The sequence below is a fragment of the Oceanococcus atlanticus genome (assembly GCF_002088235.1).
Lineage (GTDB): Bacteria > Pseudomonadota > Gammaproteobacteria > Nevskiales > Oceanococcaceae > Oceanococcus > Oceanococcus atlanticus.
Window position 1 is genome coordinate 130,159 of record NZ_AQQV01000001.1, and the last position, 17,512, is coordinate 147,670.

General features: G+C 61.3%; 15 protein-coding genes and 1 tRNA gene. 5 read left to right on the forward strand and 11 right to left on the reverse strand.

Translation table 11 applies throughout. The features are described 5' to 3' along the window. Window positions 1-4 precede the first annotated feature (4 nt). The 6 genes from secF to ATO7_RS00675 form a co-directional block, all read right to left on the reverse strand. Window positions 5-946 (reverse strand): protein translocase subunit SecF, encoded by a 942-nt coding sequence (secF, locus tag ATO7_RS00650; RefSeq protein ID WP_083558993.1) that lies wholly within the window; start codon window positions 944-946, stop codon window positions 5-7. Between the two features lie 18 nt (window positions 947-964). Continuing rightward, window positions 965-2,830, reverse strand: coding sequence for a protein translocase subunit SecD (gene secD, locus ATO7_RS00655; protein ID WP_083558994.1), 1,866 nt, complete (start codon window positions 2,828-2,830; stop codon window positions 965-967). 141 nt (window positions 2,831-2,971) lie between these two features. Next, entirely contained in the window at window positions 2,972-3,304 is a 333-nt protein-coding gene (yajC, locus tag ATO7_RS00660) for a preprotein translocase subunit YajC (RefSeq protein WP_083558995.1), read from the reverse strand. Window positions 3,305-3,339: 35 nt separating this feature from the next. Continuing rightward, a complete protein-coding gene (tgt, locus tag ATO7_RS00665; RefSeq protein WP_083558996.1) occupies window positions 3,340-4,437 on the reverse strand; it encodes a tRNA guanosine(34) transglycosylase Tgt in 1,098 nt (365 codons plus the stop codon). A gap of 11 nt (window positions 4,438-4,448) precedes the next feature. Next, the gene (queA, locus tag ATO7_RS00670; RefSeq protein WP_083558997.1) at window positions 4,449-5,465 is read right to left on the reverse strand and encodes a tRNA preQ1(34) S-adenosylmethionine ribosyltransferase-isomerase QueA; all 1,017 of its coding nucleotides are present in this window, start codon (window positions 5,463-5,465) and stop codon (window positions 4,449-4,451) included. Window positions 5,466-5,529: 64 nt separating this feature from the next. Next, window positions 5,530-5,616, reverse strand: a tRNA-Leu gene (locus ATO7_RS00675). A 182-nt stretch (window positions 5,617-5,798) separates the two neighbouring features. Between ATO7_RS00675 and ATO7_RS00680 the strand changes: the two genes are divergently transcribed. Next, a complete protein-coding gene (locus ATO7_RS00680) occupies window positions 5,799-6,866 on the forward strand; it encodes a coiled-coil domain-containing protein (RefSeq protein ID WP_083558998.1) in 1,068 nt (355 codons plus the stop codon). An 81-nt stretch (window positions 6,867-6,947) separates the two neighbouring features. Next, window positions 6,948-8,663, forward strand: a complete 1,716-nt coding sequence (locus ATO7_RS00685) for an HDOD domain-containing protein (protein ID WP_158522969.1) — start codon at window positions 6,948-6,950, stop codon at window positions 8,661-8,663. Here ATO7_RS00685 and ahr read toward each other — a convergent pair. Further along, a complete protein-coding gene (gene ahr / locus ATO7_RS00690; RefSeq protein WP_083559000.1) occupies window positions 8,640-9,662 on the reverse strand; it encodes an NADPH-dependent aldehyde reductase Ahr in 1,023 nt (340 codons plus the stop codon). The genes ATO7_RS00685 and ahr overlap by 24 nt on opposite strands. Before the next feature lie 108 nt (window positions 9,663-9,770). On the opposite strand from ahr, the gene ATO7_RS00695 reads away from it, so the two are divergent. Both ATO7_RS00695 and ATO7_RS00700 read left to right on the forward strand, forming a co-directional pair. After that, window positions 9,771-11,702, forward strand: a complete 1,932-nt coding sequence (locus ATO7_RS00695; RefSeq protein ID WP_083559001.1) for an acetoacetate--CoA ligase — start codon at window positions 9,771-9,773, stop codon at window positions 11,700-11,702. Between the two features lie 69 nt (window positions 11,703-11,771). Beyond that, window positions 11,772-12,911 (forward strand): acyl-CoA dehydrogenase family protein, encoded by a 1,140-nt coding sequence (locus ATO7_RS00700; RefSeq protein ID WP_083559002.1) that lies wholly within the window; start codon window positions 11,772-11,774, stop codon window positions 12,909-12,911. Window positions 12,912-12,975: 64 nt separating this feature from the next. Here ATO7_RS00700 and ATO7_RS00705 read toward each other — a convergent pair whose 3' ends face one another. Beyond that, entirely contained in the window at window positions 12,976-14,028 is a 1,053-nt protein-coding gene (locus ATO7_RS00705) for a carboxypeptidase-like regulatory domain-containing protein (RefSeq protein WP_083559003.1), read from the reverse strand. Between the two features lie 150 nt (window positions 14,029-14,178). After that, complete coding sequence (locus ATO7_RS00710; RefSeq protein ID WP_083559004.1) at window positions 14,179-14,757, reverse strand: hypothetical protein; 579 nt, start codon at window positions 14,755-14,757, stop codon at window positions 14,179-14,181. A gap of 7 nt (window positions 14,758-14,764) precedes the next feature. Here ATO7_RS00710 and ATO7_RS00715 point away from each other — a divergent pair, with 7 nt between their 5' ends. Then, window positions 14,765-15,124, forward strand: a complete 360-nt coding sequence (locus tag ATO7_RS00715) for a hypothetical protein (protein WP_083559005.1) — start codon at window positions 14,765-14,767, stop codon at window positions 15,122-15,124. 69 nt (window positions 15,125-15,193) lie between these two features. On the opposite strand, the gene lptG is transcribed toward ATO7_RS00715, so the two are convergent. Then, window positions 15,194-16,264: an LPS export ABC transporter permease LptG gene (lptG, locus tag ATO7_RS00720; protein ID WP_083559006.1), complete on the reverse strand. Its 1,071-nt coding sequence runs from the start codon at window positions 16,262-16,264 to the stop codon at window positions 15,194-15,196. Beyond that, window positions 16,261-17,355: an LPS export ABC transporter permease LptF gene (lptF, locus tag ATO7_RS00725; RefSeq protein ID WP_083560946.1), complete on the reverse strand. Its 1,095-nt coding sequence runs from the start codon at window positions 17,353-17,355 to the stop codon at window positions 16,261-16,263. The genes lptG and lptF overlap by 4 nt, the downstream gene beginning before the upstream one ends. Between the last annotated feature and the right edge of the window lie 157 nt (window positions 17,356-17,512).

The window sequence follows — 17,512 nt, forward strand, 5'->3', positions numbered from 1 at the left end:
GTCCTCAGACTTGGGCGCCGTTATCGTCCAGCCCTTCAGCTGGCGGCGGCGGAATCAGATCATCACGCTTGAGCCCCAACGCCAAAGAGACATTGCCGGCCACGTAAATCGACGAGTATGTACCCACGCCCACGCCGATCAGCAGAGCCAGCGAGAAACCAGACAAGGCTTCACCGCCGATCAAGAACAGCGCGATCAAGACGATCATGGTGGTCAGCGAGGTCATCAATGTGCGCGAAAGCATCTCGTTGATCGAACGGTTCATGACCTCGACCTCGTCACCACCGGTTTTGCGCCGGTAGTTTTCACGGCAGCGGTCGAACACCACAATGGTGTCGTTCAGCGAGTAACCGATCACGGCCAGAAGCGCTGCCAGCACCGACAAGTCGAAATCGAGCTGCAGCAGCGAAAAGATCCCCAGCACGATGAACACATCGTGGCCCAGTGCGGCCACGGCGCCCGCCGAGAATTTCCAGTGGAAGCGAAAAACCACGTACAGGAAAATGCACGACAGGGCCCAAATCATGGCCAGGCCGCCGTCCACAGTCAGCTCTTCACCAACCTGCGGCCCCACAAACTCGACTCGGCGCAAGTCCACGGCCGTGCCGTCGCTACGCAGCGCCGCATAGACCTGCTCGCTGAGTTCACTGGCATCTTCCGATTCGCGCGGTGGCAAGCGAATCATCACATCATCCGCGGCACCGAAATGCTGAACGATGGCATCGCCAAAATCATTCGCCGCAAGCACCTCGCGTACGCTGCTCAGTTCCACCGCTTCCGGGTAGCCGACCTCGACCAGCACCCCGCCGGTGAAATCGATGCCGAAGTTGAGCCCGCGTGTGGCAATCAGCGCGAATGAGGCTATCACCAGCAACAGTGACATCACACCGCTGATCTTGCGGATACCCATGAAGTTGTAGTTCGTGGGTTTGGAAAACATGCGCATAATCTGATTCCTCGCCCGTTAAACCGGCAGGTCGTCGCGGCGGGTTCCGCCGTACAGTGCATTGACGAGCACGCGGGTGCCCAAAATGGCGGTGAACATGGATGACAGCACGCCGATCGACAGGGTCACGGCAAAGCCTTTGATCGGGCCGGTGCCAAACACAAACAGCACGATGGCCGCGATCAGCGTGGTGATGTTGGCATCCGCAATGGTTACAAAAGCTTTTTCGTAACCTGAACGGATGGCCTGCTGGGCGCCGGAGCCATCAATCAATTCCTCGCGGATGCGCTCGAAAATCAGCACATTGGCGTCCACAGCCATACCCACGGTCAGCACAATCCCGGCGATACCAGGCAAGGTCAGCGTGGCCTGCAGCAGCGACAGCGCCGCAATGATCAGCACCAGGTTCATGAACAGGGCCAGATTGGCGATCAAGCCGAACACACGGTAGTACAGCACCATCAGCACGACCACCAGGGCGAAACCGATCAACACGGCCTCCATGCCCTGATCGATGTTGTCCTGCCCCAGGCTCGGGCCAATGGTGCGTTCCTCGACGATGGCGATGGGCGCGGCCAGCGCACCCGAGCGCAGCAGCAAGGACAGGTCATGGGCTTCCTTGCTGGTCAGGCCGGTGGTCTGAAAGCGCTTGCCGAACACGCCGCGCACTGTCGCCACGCTGATGACTTCCTCGGTTTCGATGCGCTGACGCACCTCTTCCCCGGCGGCGTTGCGACTGATACGGATATCGGTTTCCTTGAACAGCACCGCCATCAGGCGGCCGACGTTGCTCTCAGTGAAACCGAACATCGACTTGGCGCCTGCACCGTTCAAGGTGACCGAAACGGCCGGCGTACCGGACTCCTGATCAATCGTCGCCGCGGCGTCGATGATCTGGCTGCCAGTGGCAATGACATCGGACTTGAGCAAGATCGGACGCCCGGTACCGCGTTCATAGAACAGATCGGTATCGGCCGGCACCACGCCCGTGCGGTCGGCCAACTGCGCGTCCTCACGCTCGGCCACCGCACGATATTCCAGCGTCGCCGTAGCATCGAGAATGGACTTGGCCTGCGTCGGGTCCTTGACGCCCGGCAACTGGACCAAAATGCGGTCACGGCCCTGGCGCTGGACCAGCGGCTCGGCCACGCCCAGCTGATTGACACGATTGCGCAGGGTGGTCAGGTTCTGCTTGACCGAGAAATCAACCAGCCGGTTAACCTCTTCTTCCGACATCGCCGCGCGCAGGGTCAGCGCTTCATCCGACGTCGGCTCAATGCTCAGCTCGCGGAACTCTTCGCGGATCGCCCGCAGGGCGGCATCGCGGGTTTCGATGTCGCCAAAATCAAGCTCCACCGCGCCATCAGCCTGGCGCCGCCCGGTATAGCGAATCGGCGGCTCGTGGTTACGCAGGAAGCTGGGCAGGTCACGGGCGTATTGCTCGGCCGCGCTGCTCAGCACGTATTCGACGTCCACCTCCATCAGGAAGTGCACACCACCACGCAGGTCCAGCCCCAGAGCCATAGGTTGGCCACCCAGTCCGAGCAACCAGCCCGGAGTGCGCGGAATCATGGTCATGGCCACGATGTAGTCGTAGCCCAGGGTACGCTTGAGCGCATCCGCTGCGGGCAGCTGACTGTCTTCGTGGTCGAGACGAATCTCCACCCGCCCCTGCTCGTCAAAACGGCTGGTATAGGCCTCGATGCCGGCGCGCTTGAGCGCCGCTTCAACCCGATTCAGCTCCTGCGGCGTGGCCGCATCGCCGCTGTCCGGCGACACCAGCAGAGCCGCATCCTCACCATAAATATTGGGCAAGGCGTAGAGGAAGCCGCTGGCCACAACGGCAATCAGCAGCAGCACTTTCCACAGGGGAGATTTGTTCATGTGACGTCCCGGCAGGCAACGCGGTAAGCGCGTGACACTGCGATGAAGCAACGATCAGGCAGCGGGGCCCCATCGAAAAACCGACGAAGGCACCGCTCCCAGGCGCCGTCGTCGGGTGAATGTCGGTCTATGTGGGGCGAATCAGAGCTGTTTCAAGCTGCCTTTGGGCAAAACCTGGGCAAGCGCAGCTTTCTGCACTTTGACCTCGGTGCCTTCAGCGATCTCGACCGTCATGTAGACCTCACCCACCGCGGTCACACGACCAGCCAGACCACCGCTGGTGACCACTTCATCACCTTTGCTGATGCCGGAGACCATCGATTTGTGTTCTTTGTTCCGCTTCATCTGCGGACGAATCAGCATGAAGTAGAACAGCACGATCAAAGCCACCAGCGGAAACAGCTGCGCCATCAGGCTGGGCTGTGCGGCGGAACCGGCCTGCTGGGCCATTGCGGAGGAAATCAACCAATCCATTGCTTATCCCATTGGGGTCGCGAAAAAGAGCCGGATTATGCCATGAACCGGCGGCGAAACTCAGTGTAAAACGCCGAAAAGCGTCCCTGTTCAATGGCTTCGCGCATCTCAGCCATCAGGTTCAGGTAGTAATGCAGGTTGTGGATCGTGTTCAGCCGGGCACTGAGAATCTCGCCACAACGCTGCAGATGGTAGAGATAGGCGCGGCTGTAGTTCTGGCAGGTGTAGCAGTCGCATTGCGGATCCAGCGGACCGGTATCGTTGCGATGGCGGGCGTTGCGTATGCGGATAATGCCTTCGCTGGTGAACAGATGACCGTTGCGGGCGTTGCGCGTCGGCATCACGCAATCGAACATGTCGACCCCGCGCGCGACGGCCTCGACCATGTCCAGCGGTGTGCCCACCCCCATGAGATAACGCGGCGACTGCGCCGGCATCTTGTCTTCCAAGGCATCCAGCACGCGGATACGGTCAGCTTCCGGTTCCCCCACCGACAATCCGCCAATGGCGTAACCGTCGAAGCCGATATCGGCCAGGCCGACGATGGACTGCGCTCGCAGATCCTCATGCATGCCACCCTGCACAATGCCGAACAGCGCACCGCCCCGCCCGGCATGGGCCTGCTTGCAACGCGCCGCCCAGCGCAGAGACAGCTCCATCGACTGGCGCGCCTCATCGTGGGTGGCCGGATATGCGGTGCATTCATCGAACTGCATGATGATGTCCGAGCCCAGGGCCTGCTGAATCTCGATCGAGATTTCCGGGCTGAGAAACACCTTGTCGCCGTTGACCGGCGAGCGAAATTCCACGCCTTGCTCGGTCAGCTTGCGCAGTTCGGCCAGGCTCCAGACCTGGAAACCGCCTGAGTCGGTCAGAATCGGGCCGTGCCAATGCATGAAATCATGCAGGTCACCATGGGCTGAAATGACCTCGGTGCCAGGCCGCAGCCACAGATGAAAGGTATTGCCCAGAATGATACTGGCGCCGATGCCGCGCAGCTCTTCCGGGGTCATGCCCTTGACCGTGCCGTAGGTACCCACCGGCATAAAAATCGGTGTCTCGACCACGCCGCGCTCGAAGCTCAATCGCCCACGTCGCGCGCCGGCATCCTGGGCCAGCAGTTCAAAACTCATTGCCGGTGTTGTCATGCTGCGCGCTCCAGCCACATGGCATCGCCATAAGAGAAAAATCGGTAGCGCTGCTCAACCGCATGACGGTAGGCGCGCATCACTGGTGTGTAGCCGGCGAAGGCACTCACCAGCATCAGCAAGGTCGATTCGGGCAGGTGGAAATTGGTCATCAACGCATCGACCACCCGAAAGCGATAACCCGGCGTAATGAACAGCCGGCTGTCTCCATCGAAAGGCTGTAGCTGGCCGCTTGCCGCCGCGCTCTCCAGCGCGCGCACCACGGTGGTCCCAATGGCCACGACCCGCCCTCCGGCCGCTTTGGTTTCAGCAACCCGGGCGACCAGTTCCGCGCTGACCCGCAAACGCTCGGCGTGCATGCGATGCTCGCTGAGGTCGTCTGCACGCACCGGCTGAAATGTCCCTGCGCCAACATGCAGGGTCACGTAATCCATCTGCGCGCCGCGCGCGCTGACCGCATCCAGCAGGGCCTGATCAAAATGCAGACCGGCGGTCGGCGCCGCCACCGCACCTGCATGACGGGCGTAAACCGTCTGGTAGCGTTCATTGTCCTGGGCATCGGCGTGGCGCTGGATATAAGGCGGCAACGGTACCTCACCATGAGCCTGCATCAGGTCGCTCCAGCCCGGCTCCGCATTACGCAGGTGGAACAGCTGCCCGTCGCGCCCCAGCACCTCGATGCTGGCCTGCTCCAGCGCGATGATCGCGCCGGGCTTCGGCGTTTTGCTGGCACGCAGAAACGCCCACACATGATGATCGTCAACCACCCGCTCGATCATGATCTCGACCGCGCCGCCAGTCGGCTTGTGCGCATGCAAACGCGCCGGAATCACGCGCGTGTCGTTGAAAACAACCAGATCGTTGGGGCGCAGCAAGGTCGGCAGATCGCGCACCCAGCGGTCGTGCAGCTGGTCGCCATCGAGCTGGAGCAGCCGCGCGCCCGCGCGTTGCTCAGGCGGTTGCTGGGCGATCAATTCGGGCGGCAGGGTGTAGGCGAAATCGCTGCGTTGCACGGGATTATCCGGAAGGCCAGTCTGTGCGGCCGCGATCCGGCAAGCGGATTTCCAATCAGGATTATGGTGCCGGAGGCGAGAATCGAACTCGCACTCTGTTGCCAGAACCGGATTTTGAATCCGGCGCGTCTACCAGTTCCGCCACTCCGGCACGAGTGAGGGCCGCTTGATGCAGGGCCGCGGATTATATCCTCGCCAATCGGCCAGCGGAACCGCTGTGGCGAGATTCTTTGAAAGTTTCTTGAAATATCGCTGCACGTGCTTGAATTTACTGGTCTCACGGCGCGGCTTACGGTAAATTCACGTCATATCCAGTACGCGGTGGGGAGCGTAATGACGTTTCGATTTTCTGCGCCGGTTTATCTGGCCGGCATCACAATCTTGTTTTGCGCCAATTCAAGCTGGGCGCAAGCGCCCGTTGGTGCCGAACGTATCATCGCTGCGGAAACCCGGGCTGCGGCTCTGGAGGCACAGAACCAGCAACTCAAGAACACCATTGAGACGCAAACGGCCGCGCTCAAGCGACTCGACCAGGAGATCAGCCTGGCCAAGCAAGAGCAAGCTCTGCAACGCGAGAAAAATGCGCAGGCCAACCGCATTCTTCAGCAGCGCATCACCGAGCTGCAAACGCAAGCCAACGAACAAGCCCAGCGCATTCAGGCCTTGCAGCAGGATTCCAACCGCATCCGTGCCGAGCAGGCGCAGACAGCTGCCGCGTTAAAAGATGCGGAAGACGCGCTGGTCAACGCGGAACAGGCGCGTGGCGCCGAGCTTCAGGCTGCCATGGCGCAACGCACTCAACTGGAACAGCAGATGAGCGCAGAGCGTGAAGCTGCGGTCGCAAAACACGCCGAGGTCGAACAGCAGCTTCAAAGTGAAAACCAGCGGGTCAAACAACAACTCGCCTACGTGCTGGAACGCAATGAAACCTTGCAGCAAGCCTTGAGTGAAGCCACAAGTAGCAGTGAATTGCAGGCTTTGCAGCAATCCAACGAGGAACTGCGCGGACAACTTTCAATCTTGCAGGACCGCAATAGCGAACTGCAGCAGGCACTGGCCGCCCGCAGCGAGCAAGAGCATGCAGAATCCAGTCGATTGCAAGCCGAATACTCCGCATTGCAACAGGAGTACAACGCAGCGCTGGATGGCATCCGCAGTTGCGAAGCACGGTTACGCGACAGCAGCAACGCCAACGCTGCAAGCGGCAATGCCCGCAGCGCCGAGCTGGAAGACGCCCTGGCCCGGGCCAATCGTGAAATTCGCTCCTTGAATGAGAGCCACCAACGCGAACTGCAAACCGAACGCAGCATGGCAGCCGGCAGCGAAGCTGCGCTGGAAGAGCAATATTCACAGCAAGTTGCACAACTGCAGCAAGCACTGAAAACCTGCCAATCCCAATAAGTAGGTCGAGACGGCGTCTTTGACGCCGTCTTCACATCTTGGTGCGGACAATCCTGGTCATCCAACGGGCTATTGATGACCATGACCGCACAGCGCCAAAACCAGACCGACGCCAGCCACTTCGCTCCGGTTTTTGCCCTGACCTATCGTGGGATTTCTGCTGACGCTGACGAACCCCGCATTGTCGAGCTACTCGCCCGCCTGCTGCGCCTGTCCAGCGACCAAACGCGGCAAGCCCTGCAGCAGCCGCCACTCAAGCTCGCCGAATATGCCGATCGCGAGCGCTTGCGCAAGCATCAACTTGGTCTGGCCCGACTGGGCTGTATAACCAGTATCGATGACGCCTGGTCCTACGCAGACTGGTCCGTCGACGCGGAACTCAAAGAACACTACGCCGTTGCGCACGACGACGTCGAACCTCGTGTGTTCGGCCTGTTGCGCGTCAACCCGGCGCCAGGCCATGCCACCCTTAGCCTGAAGGGTGCGAGCGTCGAACATGCCTCTGCGCATGTTCTGAATCATGAAGACATTCTGCTCGACACCTCGCCGCAAATGGCCGCCCGACTGCGTGAAGACATACAGCGGCTCAGCAAACATTTCTCAAACGCCGATTGCGTGATCAAAACCGCCTTGGGCTTGTATCCGCAGGACGCCATCAATCTGAGCGAACTGCTCGACACCCTGCAACGGCGGCTCGACGTACACACCCTGGACGCCCCCGCGCAGTCACCCTTGCATCCGCTGCAACGTCCCTTCTCCGGGCGCCAATGGCCCTTGATGTTGCACGCAGGCAGTCAAGCGCTCGCCGATCTGGCTACATTGCCTCTGGCCAAACGGTGCGACATTCTCAATCACTGGCCGGTGCTGTGTGAGGCACAAACAGAGCCGCACACCAGCGATGCCTCCAACGCATTACGAAGCTGGCAACGCGGCGCCGAGAGTCGGCAACGCGGCTTGGCGCAACTGCGCGAGCATTGCGAGCATCTCGACCGCCTGCCCACGCTGCCAGCTGTCGCCTTACAGGTCTACCGCCTGACCATGGACCCCAACAGCAGCGTGGAAGCGCTGTCGCAGCTGGTCGAGCAGGATCCCAGCTTGAGCACCCGCATCCTGGCCATGGTCAACTCCAGCTGGTTTGGCCTGCGCGCCCGGGTCGACTCCATCGCCCATGCGCTGGTCGTCATCGGCCGCCAGGAACTGGCCCATCTGGCCCTGATGATCAGCAGCGAAAAGGTCTTTCGCGGCCTCAGCGGCGACGCCGCGCAAGCGCTGTGGCGCCACTCCGCGCGTGTCGCCGATATCGCGCGGGTGCTCGGACAACGCGTCAATCACGCTGAACCCGCCACCCTGTTTACCGCGGCCCTGCTGCATGACGTGGGCAAGATTGTGTTGCTTAGCTTCGAGGGCTCACGCCTGACGACGCTGCAGAATCAGGCCCGTGATCTGGGCCTGCCCCTGTTTGAGCTTGAGCGTGAAACCTGGGAACACGATCACGCCAGCCTGGGCGCTGCTCTGCTGGCTCACTGGGGCCTGCCTGCAGGCCTGTGCGCCAGCGTGGCCGAGCATCACGGCCCGCGCCCTGGCAACGGCCAGATCAGCCGAGATGCGGCCCTGATCGCGCTGGCCGATGACCTGGCACACCGCATTGACGGCAGTGAACCCTGGAGCGACAGCACACGCCTGCGCCGCGCCCAGATCGACGCCCTGACACCGCTGCTCGGTCAGCTCACCAACGACACCCTGGCCTTGCTCGCGGAGGACCTGCGCGATGAGTTACGCAGCCCCATCAGCGCGTAATACCACGCGGTAGCGCGCCTTGCCGTCACGCAGATGCGCAATGGCCTGATTGACCTCGCTCATCGGAAATTCCTCAACCCACGGTCGAATCTTGTGGCGGGCGGCAAAGCTGAGCATGTCTGCCACCACCTTGGGCCGCGCCATGGGCGAACCGGACACGGATTTCTGCCCGCCAATCAGACTGAAGGCCGGAACCTTAACCGGCTCCAGCACTGCGCCAACAAAATGCAGCCGTCCGCGCGGCGCCAGGGCTTGCAGATAACCCACCCAGTTGAGCGGCACATTGACCGTGACCAGCACAAAATCATAACGCCCGGCCTCGCCTTTCAAAGCCTCGGCATCGCGACTGCTGAGCACGCGGTGCGCGCCCAGCTCGCGCGCCTCATCGGCCTTCGATTCGCTGGAGCTAAAGGCCGTGACCTCACAACCCCAGGCACGCAGAAACTGCACGGCAAGATGGCCCAGACCGCCGATGCCGACCACCGCAACACGGTCGGTGGGTTTGACCCCGAACTCAACGATCGGACTGAACACGGTGGCGCCACCGCAGAACAGCGGCCCGGCCGAAGCGGCATCCAGATCCTGGGGCAACGGTTCTGCCCATAACCAGTGCGCACGCACGCGCTCGGCAAAGCCGCCGGCCCGCCCCACGATGGTCGGCTGATTCTTGCGACACAGATGCTGATCACCGCCGACACAGCTGTGGCAATGATTGCAGCTGGCCACGAACCAGCCGATGCCGACCCGATCACCCGGCTTGAGGCGTTTGACCGCATCACCACAGGCCACCACGCGACCAATGATTTCGTGGCCCGGAACCAGCGGGTACTGGCTGTTGCCCCATTCGTTGTCGAGCATGGACAGGTCCGAATGGCACACACCGCAATACTCAACAGCCACCTCCACCCAATCCGCGGCCAGCGGACCCAGCTCGAATTCGTAGGGTTGCAGCGCTTCGCCCGGGGCCTGAGCTGCCCATGCTTTTACCGTGCCGGTCATGTCGCGAATCTCTTCAAGTCAGCAGTCGATCCTCGCCAATCGCGACGCTTGCATCAAGCCCCTGCGGCCGTACTATGACGCCCACAATCAAAACCGCATGAGAGACGCATGACCCAGCCGTTGTGGACCCCCGACAGCACGCGCATCGAAGACGCCGCACTCAGCGCCTTTTGTACGCGCTATCAAAGCGAACATCCGCAACTGAACACGCGCGACTACGCCGAGGTTCAGCGCTGGTCTCTCGAGCAGGCCGATAGCTTCTGGTCTGCGCTGTGGGATTTCTGCGAGGTGATCGGCGAGCGCGAGGGTCCGGTGCGCGAAGGCCAGGGCATGCCGGGCACACGGTTTTTCCCCCAGGCGCAACTCAATTTTGCCGAAAATCTGCTCGAACGCGGCGATGACGAAGCCATTGCGGTGCGCTTTCTTGGCGAAGATGGTGAACGCGCCAGTCTGACCCGCGGCGAGATCCGGCGCAAAGTCGCCAGCCTCGCAGATCACCTGCGCCGTAGCGGCCTGCAACCTGGCGAGCGGGTGGCTGCAATGATGCCGAATCGTCCGGAGACCCTGATCGCCATGCTGGCCACCGCCAGCCTGGGCGCGGTGTGGTCATCCTGTTCACCGGATTTCGGCCTGGGCGGCGTGCTCGACCGTTTCGGCCAGATCGAACCGGCCGTGCTGCTCACCTGCGCCGGCTATGTCTACGGCGGCAAGAGTTTCGACACCCGCGAAAAGGCCAGCCAGATTCTGGACAAACTGCCCAGCGTGCGCCGCGCCATCATGCTCGGCAACGATGTGCCCCAAGGCTTCGAGCCCTGGTCGGCGCTGATGGACCGTCAGGACGAGCCCCTCTACTACCGGCGCATGCCGTTCAATGCGCCGCTGTACATCCTCTACTCCAGCGGCACCACCGGCGCGCCCAAATGCATAGTTCACGGGATCGGCGGCACCCTGCTGCAGCATCTCAAGGAACATCGTCTGCAGGCCGACATCCGCCCTGGCGACCGGGTCTTCTACTACTCCACCTGCGGCTGGATGATGTGGAACTGGCTGGTCTCCGCGCTGGCCAGCGAAGCCTGCGTGCTGCTGTTTGACGGCTCACCGTTCGAACCGTCACCGCAAGCCCTGTTCGACTACATGGACGAAACCGACGCGACCTTCTTCGGCGTGTCCGCGAAATACATCGATGCGCTCAAGGTGCGCGGCGTGTGCCCGCGCGAAAGCCATCGACTCGACCATCTGCGTGCGCTGGCCTCCACCGGCTCGCCGCTGGTCCCGGAGTCTTTCGACTACATCTACCGTGACATCAAGCGCGATATCGCCGTGCAGTCGATCTCCGGCGGCACCGACATCGTCTCCTGCTTCGTGCTGGGCAACCCGTGGAGTCCGGTCTACAGCGGCCAGATTCAGGGACCGGGCCTGGGCATGGACGTGGATGTGTGCGATGACGAAGGGCGCAGCAGCGCGGTCGGCGTCAAGGGTGACCTGGTCTGCCGCTCGCCCTTCCCATGCATGCCGATCGGCTTTTGGAACGACCCCGACGGCCAGCGCTACCGCAATGCCTACTTCAACACTTTCCCCGGCATCTGGCATCACGGTGACTTCGCCGAGAAAACCGCGCAGGGCGGACTGATCATTCACGGCCGCTCCGATGCCACGCTCAACCCGGGCGGCGTGCGCATCGGGACTGCCGAAATCTATCGCCAGGTGGAACAGATACCGGCAGTGATCGAATCCCTGGCGGTAGGCCAGAACTGGCGCGACGATGTGCGCGTGGTGCTGTTCGTGGTTTTGGCCGAGGGCCAGGCGCTGGATGATGCGCTGGAGGCCGACATCCGTGATCGCATACGCCGCGGCGCCAGCCCCCGGCATGTCCCCGCGCGGATTGTTGCGGTGGCCGACCTGCCCCGCACACGCTCGGGCAAACTCGCCGAGCTGGCCGTGCGTGCGGTCATCCAGGGCGAAGCGGTGAAAAACCTCAACGCGCTCGCCAACCCCGAAAGCCTCGAGGCCTTCAAGGACATTCCGAGCCTCAAAAGGTAATTAATCTTACCGATCGCATGAGGGCAATGGATATGCTTGAATAAGGGCACACAACGCTGATGGAACAGCATGAAAAGCCCTTATTACACCCCTGAGCACGACGCTTTCCGCGAACAGGTTCGCCGTTTCGTGGAAAGCGAGATTACCCCCCATATTCAGAGCTGGGAGGATGCCGGGCAAATCCCCCGCGCGCTGTACAAACGGTGCGCCGAGCTGGGCCTGCTCGGGATCGGCTACCCCGACACCTACGGCGGCACACCCGTCGATGACGGTTTCTATCCGATGATCTTCGTCCAGGAGCTGTGCCGCAGCGGCTCGGGCGGCATCGTCGCCGCGCTGGGCAGTCTGGGCATCGGGCTTCCGCCAATCCTGGCGCTGGGATCCGAGGCTCTGAAACAGCAGATCATTCCGGACGTTCTGGCTGGCGAGCAGATCGCCGCACTGGCCATCACCGAGCCCGGCGGCGGCTCCGATGTGGCCAATCTGAGCTGCCGCGCCGAGCGTGATGGTGATCACTACGTGGTCAGCGGCAGCAAGACCTTCATCACCCAGGGCATGCAGGCCGACTGGTTCACCGTGGCCGTGCGCACCGGCGGCGCGGGCATCGGCGGCATCTCCCTGCTCGCCATCAACGCCGCCTCGGAAGGCTTCTCGCGCACCCCCTTGCGCAAGATGGGCTGGCATTGCTCGGACACGGCGACCCTGTACTTCGATCAGTGCCGGGTCCCGGTCAACCAGTTGATCGGCACCGAGAACCAAGGCTTTCTTGGGATCATGCGCAACTTCAATAACGAACGTCTGGCCCTGGCCGCACAGGCCTGCGGGCTGGCCGCCGTGTGCATCGAGGAATCGCGCCGCTACGCCGAGGAGCGCAAGACCTTCGGCAAGCCCTTGAGCAAGCATCAGGTCATCCGTCACAAACTGGTCGAGATGCAGGGGCGCTACCTCGCCGCCCAGGCCTTGCTGGAGCAGCTGACCTGGCGTGTCGATCACGGCGAAGTGCCGATTGCCGAGCTGTGCATGCTGAAAAATTTCGCCACCGCCACGCTGGAGTACATCGCCGGTGAAGCGGTGCAAATTCACGGTGGTGCCGGCTTCATGCATGGCAGCACCGTCGAACGCATCTTCCGAGAGACCAAGGTGCTCTCGATTGGCGGCGGCGCAAGCGAAGTCATGGCCGACCTGGCCGCGCGCCAGATGGGCCTCTAGGCCACAAAAAAGCCCGCCAGGCGAACCCTGGCGGGCTTTGCAGCAGCTCGGCCAGAACGTCGGCTTAGCCGATGCGCTCCCAGGTGTAATCAAAATCTGCGGTGATATTCATAGGGAATGAACCCTGCCCATCAACGGTGCAGGTGCCGTTAATGGAGAAGGCGTAACTCACCACCGCCTTAGTACCAACTTCGCCACTGCCGGACGTGGTGTAGGTGAATTCGCTGACGTTGACATTGCCATCGAAACCACCGGTGCAGGCCTGCTGGAAACCTTCGGTATACGCTTCCGATAGATCACCCGCGTAGACTTGACCGCTGCTCTCGCCGAGCGGAACCTGATCGGTAGAAATGTCGATGGTTTCACTAAAGGGTTGACCGTTCACCGTGCCACTGATGATCAAACGCCAGGTCGAGCCATCCGGAACGGTGAACTCTCCATTGCCACCATCTGCCGGGGGATTGAACGTAATGATGGTGGTTGAACCATCCGCGTATTCGATCTGGCAGGAGTAGCTGCCATCAACGGTCGCGCAGTTGACCACGTCCTCAACCTGGTCCAGCACGGCATCAAAACCCTGATGATCCGCGCTGAATGACGAGGTGAAAAAGTTGAAGCCGCCATCAACGCCTGCGTCGTTGTACAAGGCGGCGAACTGCTCGTTGATCACATCAACCGCGCTTCCAATGCTGTTGGCACCAACCTGCCCATTGACCCAGCTATCGAACAGTGCAGCCAAGTCATCCTGTTCGGCGGCCAGACGCAACGCCAGACCGGTCAGATCGTGAATGTTGGCGACGCCATCGCCATCCTCGTCATAGGAGAACAACTCCGTCTCCCCCAGCACCGCCCGAAAGATCAGAGGCGGGGTCAGGTTGGTCACGTCGGCATCAAACAAACCATTCGCATCCGTGATTGCCATGGCTTCCTGGCCATTGGCGCCTTTGATCAGAACGTCAGCACCTGCTAGCGGTGCGCCGGTGGCAACAATGCCACTGACATAGCGCTCCTGCGGCTCGCCACCACCACTGCTGCCCCCACAACCAACCATAAACGCGGACGCCGCGAGCACGCTGAAAAATGCACTCTTGCGCGGTGAAACCTGGAACTTCATCATCGTAATCCCCTCCTGGAAAGATGACCTTAAGCGTGATCAACAGCCGGCTTTTGAGATACCCCCAAAACACGGGGAATTGCGCATACGCCGGGCAAAAAAAAACGCCCGCGTTGATCGCAGGCGTTTCTCTGAGGAACGTCTAATCAGCCATTAGGGAACTGGATTTCCGTTGACCTCGCCTTCGGTTAGCTGATCGCGCGTGCCATCCGAGTTCAGCTGCTGAACCACCAGGCCACTGACCGTATCAACCCAGGTTTCCACCGGCTCTGGCGCCGCCCCATCAATGCTCGTTTCCTGCTTGAAATGACAGGCCTGGAACGTCCCTCCGGGCACGCTAACGGATTTGATTCCGAAGTAGGTGCGGGTCATCGACACATCCTGCGACATGCTGAAACCAAAGGTGTTGATATCTTGCTGGTAGGTCTCGGTGTGCGACTCCCCAGGTTGCAGATCGAATTCCAGCTCGTAGGACGGCGTGAACGTAATCGTGACGGCGGTCGGCGATGTGGTTTCGGTGCCCAGCACATTGATCACGCTGGCCGCTTCATTCATGGTCTGGTAGGTGTCGGTGCTGGACGGCGAACCATTTGAGGTCGTCATATTGGAAACCGTCTTGATCGCCGACTGCCCGTTAAAGCTGCCGGTGGTCACGCTGCGATCATCGCTCACCGTGACGCTGTTGTCGTCACGCTTCAGGGTCCAGCTGTAGCTGCTTCCCGGGGTCAGCAAAACAGGTTTGAAGCACGCTTTGGCGCTGCCGGTGGACGGCGTCGCACTGGGGCTTGGTGTTGCGCTTGCCGTAGGGGTCGGCGTGGGCGCGCTACTCGGGCTGGGAGACGGGCTACTGGTCACCACCGGACCACCGGGCGTTGCGCTGGGCGATGGCGTCGCACTTGGAGCAGGTGTGGCGCTGGCGCCTGGCGTTGCCGTCGCGGTGGGGTTTGGAGTCGCTGTCGCCATGGGCGTCGGCGTGGGGTTGCTGGTGGCATCAATGATGACCGAGTCGTCGTCATCCAGGATGCACCCACTAAACATTGTTGAAACCAGCGCTGCGCCCAATAACTTCTTCATGAAAGCCCCCAGTAAGTCCGGATAAATGGAGAAATCTCCAACACGCGCACTATTGCCTGATGGCGAATGAAGCACCACCCCTGATTTAGGGGGGCTAACGCCTTACAGCAGCATGCAATCGCCATGCGGCCAGACAGGCTAAAAGCGCTGTCGGCGTTAAAGCCGCCAGGGCGGCCGGCCAGTCGTAGACCTGCCCCAGACTGCCCGCCACTTCGTTGAACACGTAAAACGCGATACCCAGCATGACGCCGACGAACAAACGTTGGCCCGCACCGGTGTCGCGCAACGGACCAATCACAAACGGCACAGCCAGAATAACCATGACCATGACGGTCAAAGGCGTTGCCAACTTGCGCCACAGCGCATACTGCGGCGCGGTATTGTCCAGCCCGTTGCTGTCGAGATAGCGGATGTATTGGAACAAGCCGCGCAGCGACAAACTGTCGGCCCTCAACACGAACAGCTTGAGCACGTCCGGATCAAGGTCGACAACCCATTCGGCACTGTCGCGCTCACGAATCCGCACGCTGCCGTAATCAAGCAGCGTCTCGCGCAACCCGCTGGCCTGCCATTCTCCATCAGCAAAATCCGCACGCGCCATTGCGACCGTCTGAATCAAACGGCTGTCGTTCTGGTTCACGTGAAGAACCTGGATGTCTTCGGCGACCTTGTCCTGAGGCAGATGCCCAATGCGGATGTATTGCTCGCCCTGGCGCAACCAAACGACAGAACTGGACACTCGTCCCTCGCCAAAACGGGCGGTGCTGGAAATATTGTCAGCCGCCTGCTTGGCCACCGGCACGGCGAACTCGCCCATGGCCAGAACCAGCAAGCCCAGCGCCAGGCCAGCCTTACCGGCCGACCAGGCCACCCGGTAGACCGAAACGCCGGCTGCCTGCATGACCACCAGCTCACCCGCCGCAGCCAAGGCGCCAAGCCCGAGTATGGTGCCCAGCAAGACCACCAGCGGAAACATCTCATAAAGCAGCTGAGGCATTTTGAGCAGAGTGACCAGCGCCACCAGTTGCAGGCTGTAATCGCCCTGCCCCAGATCATCAAGCTCCTCGACCAGGGTCACGAAACCGCTGATGCCGGTCAGCGCCAGGGCCACAATCACCGACATGCCCAGCAAAGCATTGCGGATGTGCGCATCCAGTATCTTCATGCGCGCTGCACCTTGAGACGTTCAATCCAGCCGCCACGCACGGCATACAGCCGCAGAATCGCCAACGCCAGCACCAGGTGAACCCACCACAGCCCGATCCAGGCCGGCAGCTTGCCCGACTCCAGCCACGCCTGCGCGATGCCCAGCAAATTGAAATAAACAATGTAGATGACGATGCCCATGGCCACTTTGCTGTAGCGCCCGGCCCGCGCCTCGATACGCGACAAAGGCACTGCCAGCAGGGCCAGCAGCAGCACTGCCAACGGCGATGACAGGCGCCACTGCAGCTCGGCCTGATCGCGCGGATCAGCCGAACCCAGCAAAGCCATGCTCGGCTTGGTCGCCTGCTTGCTTGAACGATAGACAAAATCAGGCGGATCGATGGTCACCCCGTGCTCATCAAAGCGGGTGATTCGAAAATCGGCCTGGCCGGCCGCACCATCCACCCGATAACCATCCAGCAACACGATGTTGCGTGCGCCGGTTATGGGATCGGTGCGCTGTACACCGCGCGGCGCGGTGATCACACTTTCACCACGCTCGCTGAGCAAACGCGCAAACACGCCGCGAATCTCGCTGCGGTCATCCGACACCGACTCGATGTAGAACACCCCGCCATCATTGGGCAGCTCACGAAAGCGCCCCGGCTCCAGCACACCGAACTTCAGATCCTGCGCCGCTTTCTTGGTCAGAAAATCAACCGTGCGCCCGGCACTGGGACTGAGCCACAAGCTCAGCAATGCGGTCACAAGCGCCAGCATCAATCCGAGATGCAAAAACGGACGGTACATGCGTCCCAGGCCCACGCCGCAGGCGTGCATGGCGGCGATCTCACTGTCGCGGTACATCCGCCCCAGACTCAGCATGGCCCCGAGCAACAGCGAAATCGGAATCAGGATGGTCAGATATTGCAGGCTCGACAGCAGCACCACTTTCCACAGCAGCTCGGGCGGAATGCTGCCTTTGGCCGCCTCGCCCAGAAAACGTGCGAAGCGGGTACTCAGCATCACCGCCATCAGCACCGCGGTGACCGCGGCCCAAGTGCGTGCCGCTTCCGCCAGCAGGTAGCGCTCCAGAATGCGCTTGGACAAGCCCGACTCCAACTCAAGATTTCCGCGCAATGGTATCCGTGCGCCGGGTCCAACGCCACGCGTCGGTGTACATAACTTTGTCAAGCCTGTTTAATAAAGGCGATTGGGGAATCAAGAAAAGAGCTGGCAGCCAAGACAGTTCAGGGGGAATAAGATG

What these genes read in the sequence shown, in the direction of transcription:
- lptG (WP_083559006.1), bottom strand. Translation starts at nt 16,264, where the DNA reads ATGAAGATACTGGATGCGCACATCCGCAATGCTTTGCTGGGCATGTCG.
- ATO7_RS00705 (WP_083559003.1), bottom strand. Translation starts at nt 14,028, where the DNA reads ATGATGAAGTTCCAGGTTTCACCGCGCAAGAGTGCATTTTTCAGCGTG.
- secD (WP_083558994.1), bottom strand. Translation starts at nt 2,830, where the DNA reads ATGAACAAATCTCCCCTGTGGAAAGTGCTGCTGCTGATTGCCGTTGTG.
- ahr (WP_083559000.1), bottom strand. Translation starts at nt 9,662, where the DNA reads ATGACCGGCACGGTAAAAGCATGGGCAGCTCAGGCCCCGGGCGAAGCG.
- yajC (WP_083558995.1), bottom strand. Translation starts at nt 3,304, where the DNA reads ATGGATTGGTTGATTTCCTCCGCAATGGCCCAGCAGGCCGGTTCCGCC.
- ATO7_RS00685 (WP_158522969.1), top strand. Translation starts at nt 6,948, where the DNA reads ATGACCGCACAGCGCCAAAACCAGACCGACGCCAGCCACTTCGCTCCG.
- secF (WP_083558993.1), bottom strand. Translation starts at nt 946, where the DNA reads ATGCGCATGTTTTCCAAACCCACGAACTACAACTTCATGGGTATCCGC.
- ATO7_RS00700 (WP_083559002.1), top strand. Translation starts at nt 11,772, where the DNA reads ATGAAAAGCCCTTATTACACCCCTGAGCACGACGCTTTCCGCGAACAG.
- ATO7_RS00695 (WP_083559001.1), top strand. Translation starts at nt 9,771, where the DNA reads ATGACCCAGCCGTTGTGGACCCCCGACAGCACGCGCATCGAAGACGCC.
- ATO7_RS00680 (WP_083558998.1), top strand. Translation starts at nt 5,799, where the DNA reads ATGACGTTTCGATTTTCTGCGCCGGTTTATCTGGCCGGCATCACAATC.
- tgt (WP_083558996.1), bottom strand. Translation starts at nt 4,437, where the DNA reads ATGAGTTTTGAACTGCTGGCCCAGGATGCCGGCGCGCGACGTGGGCGA.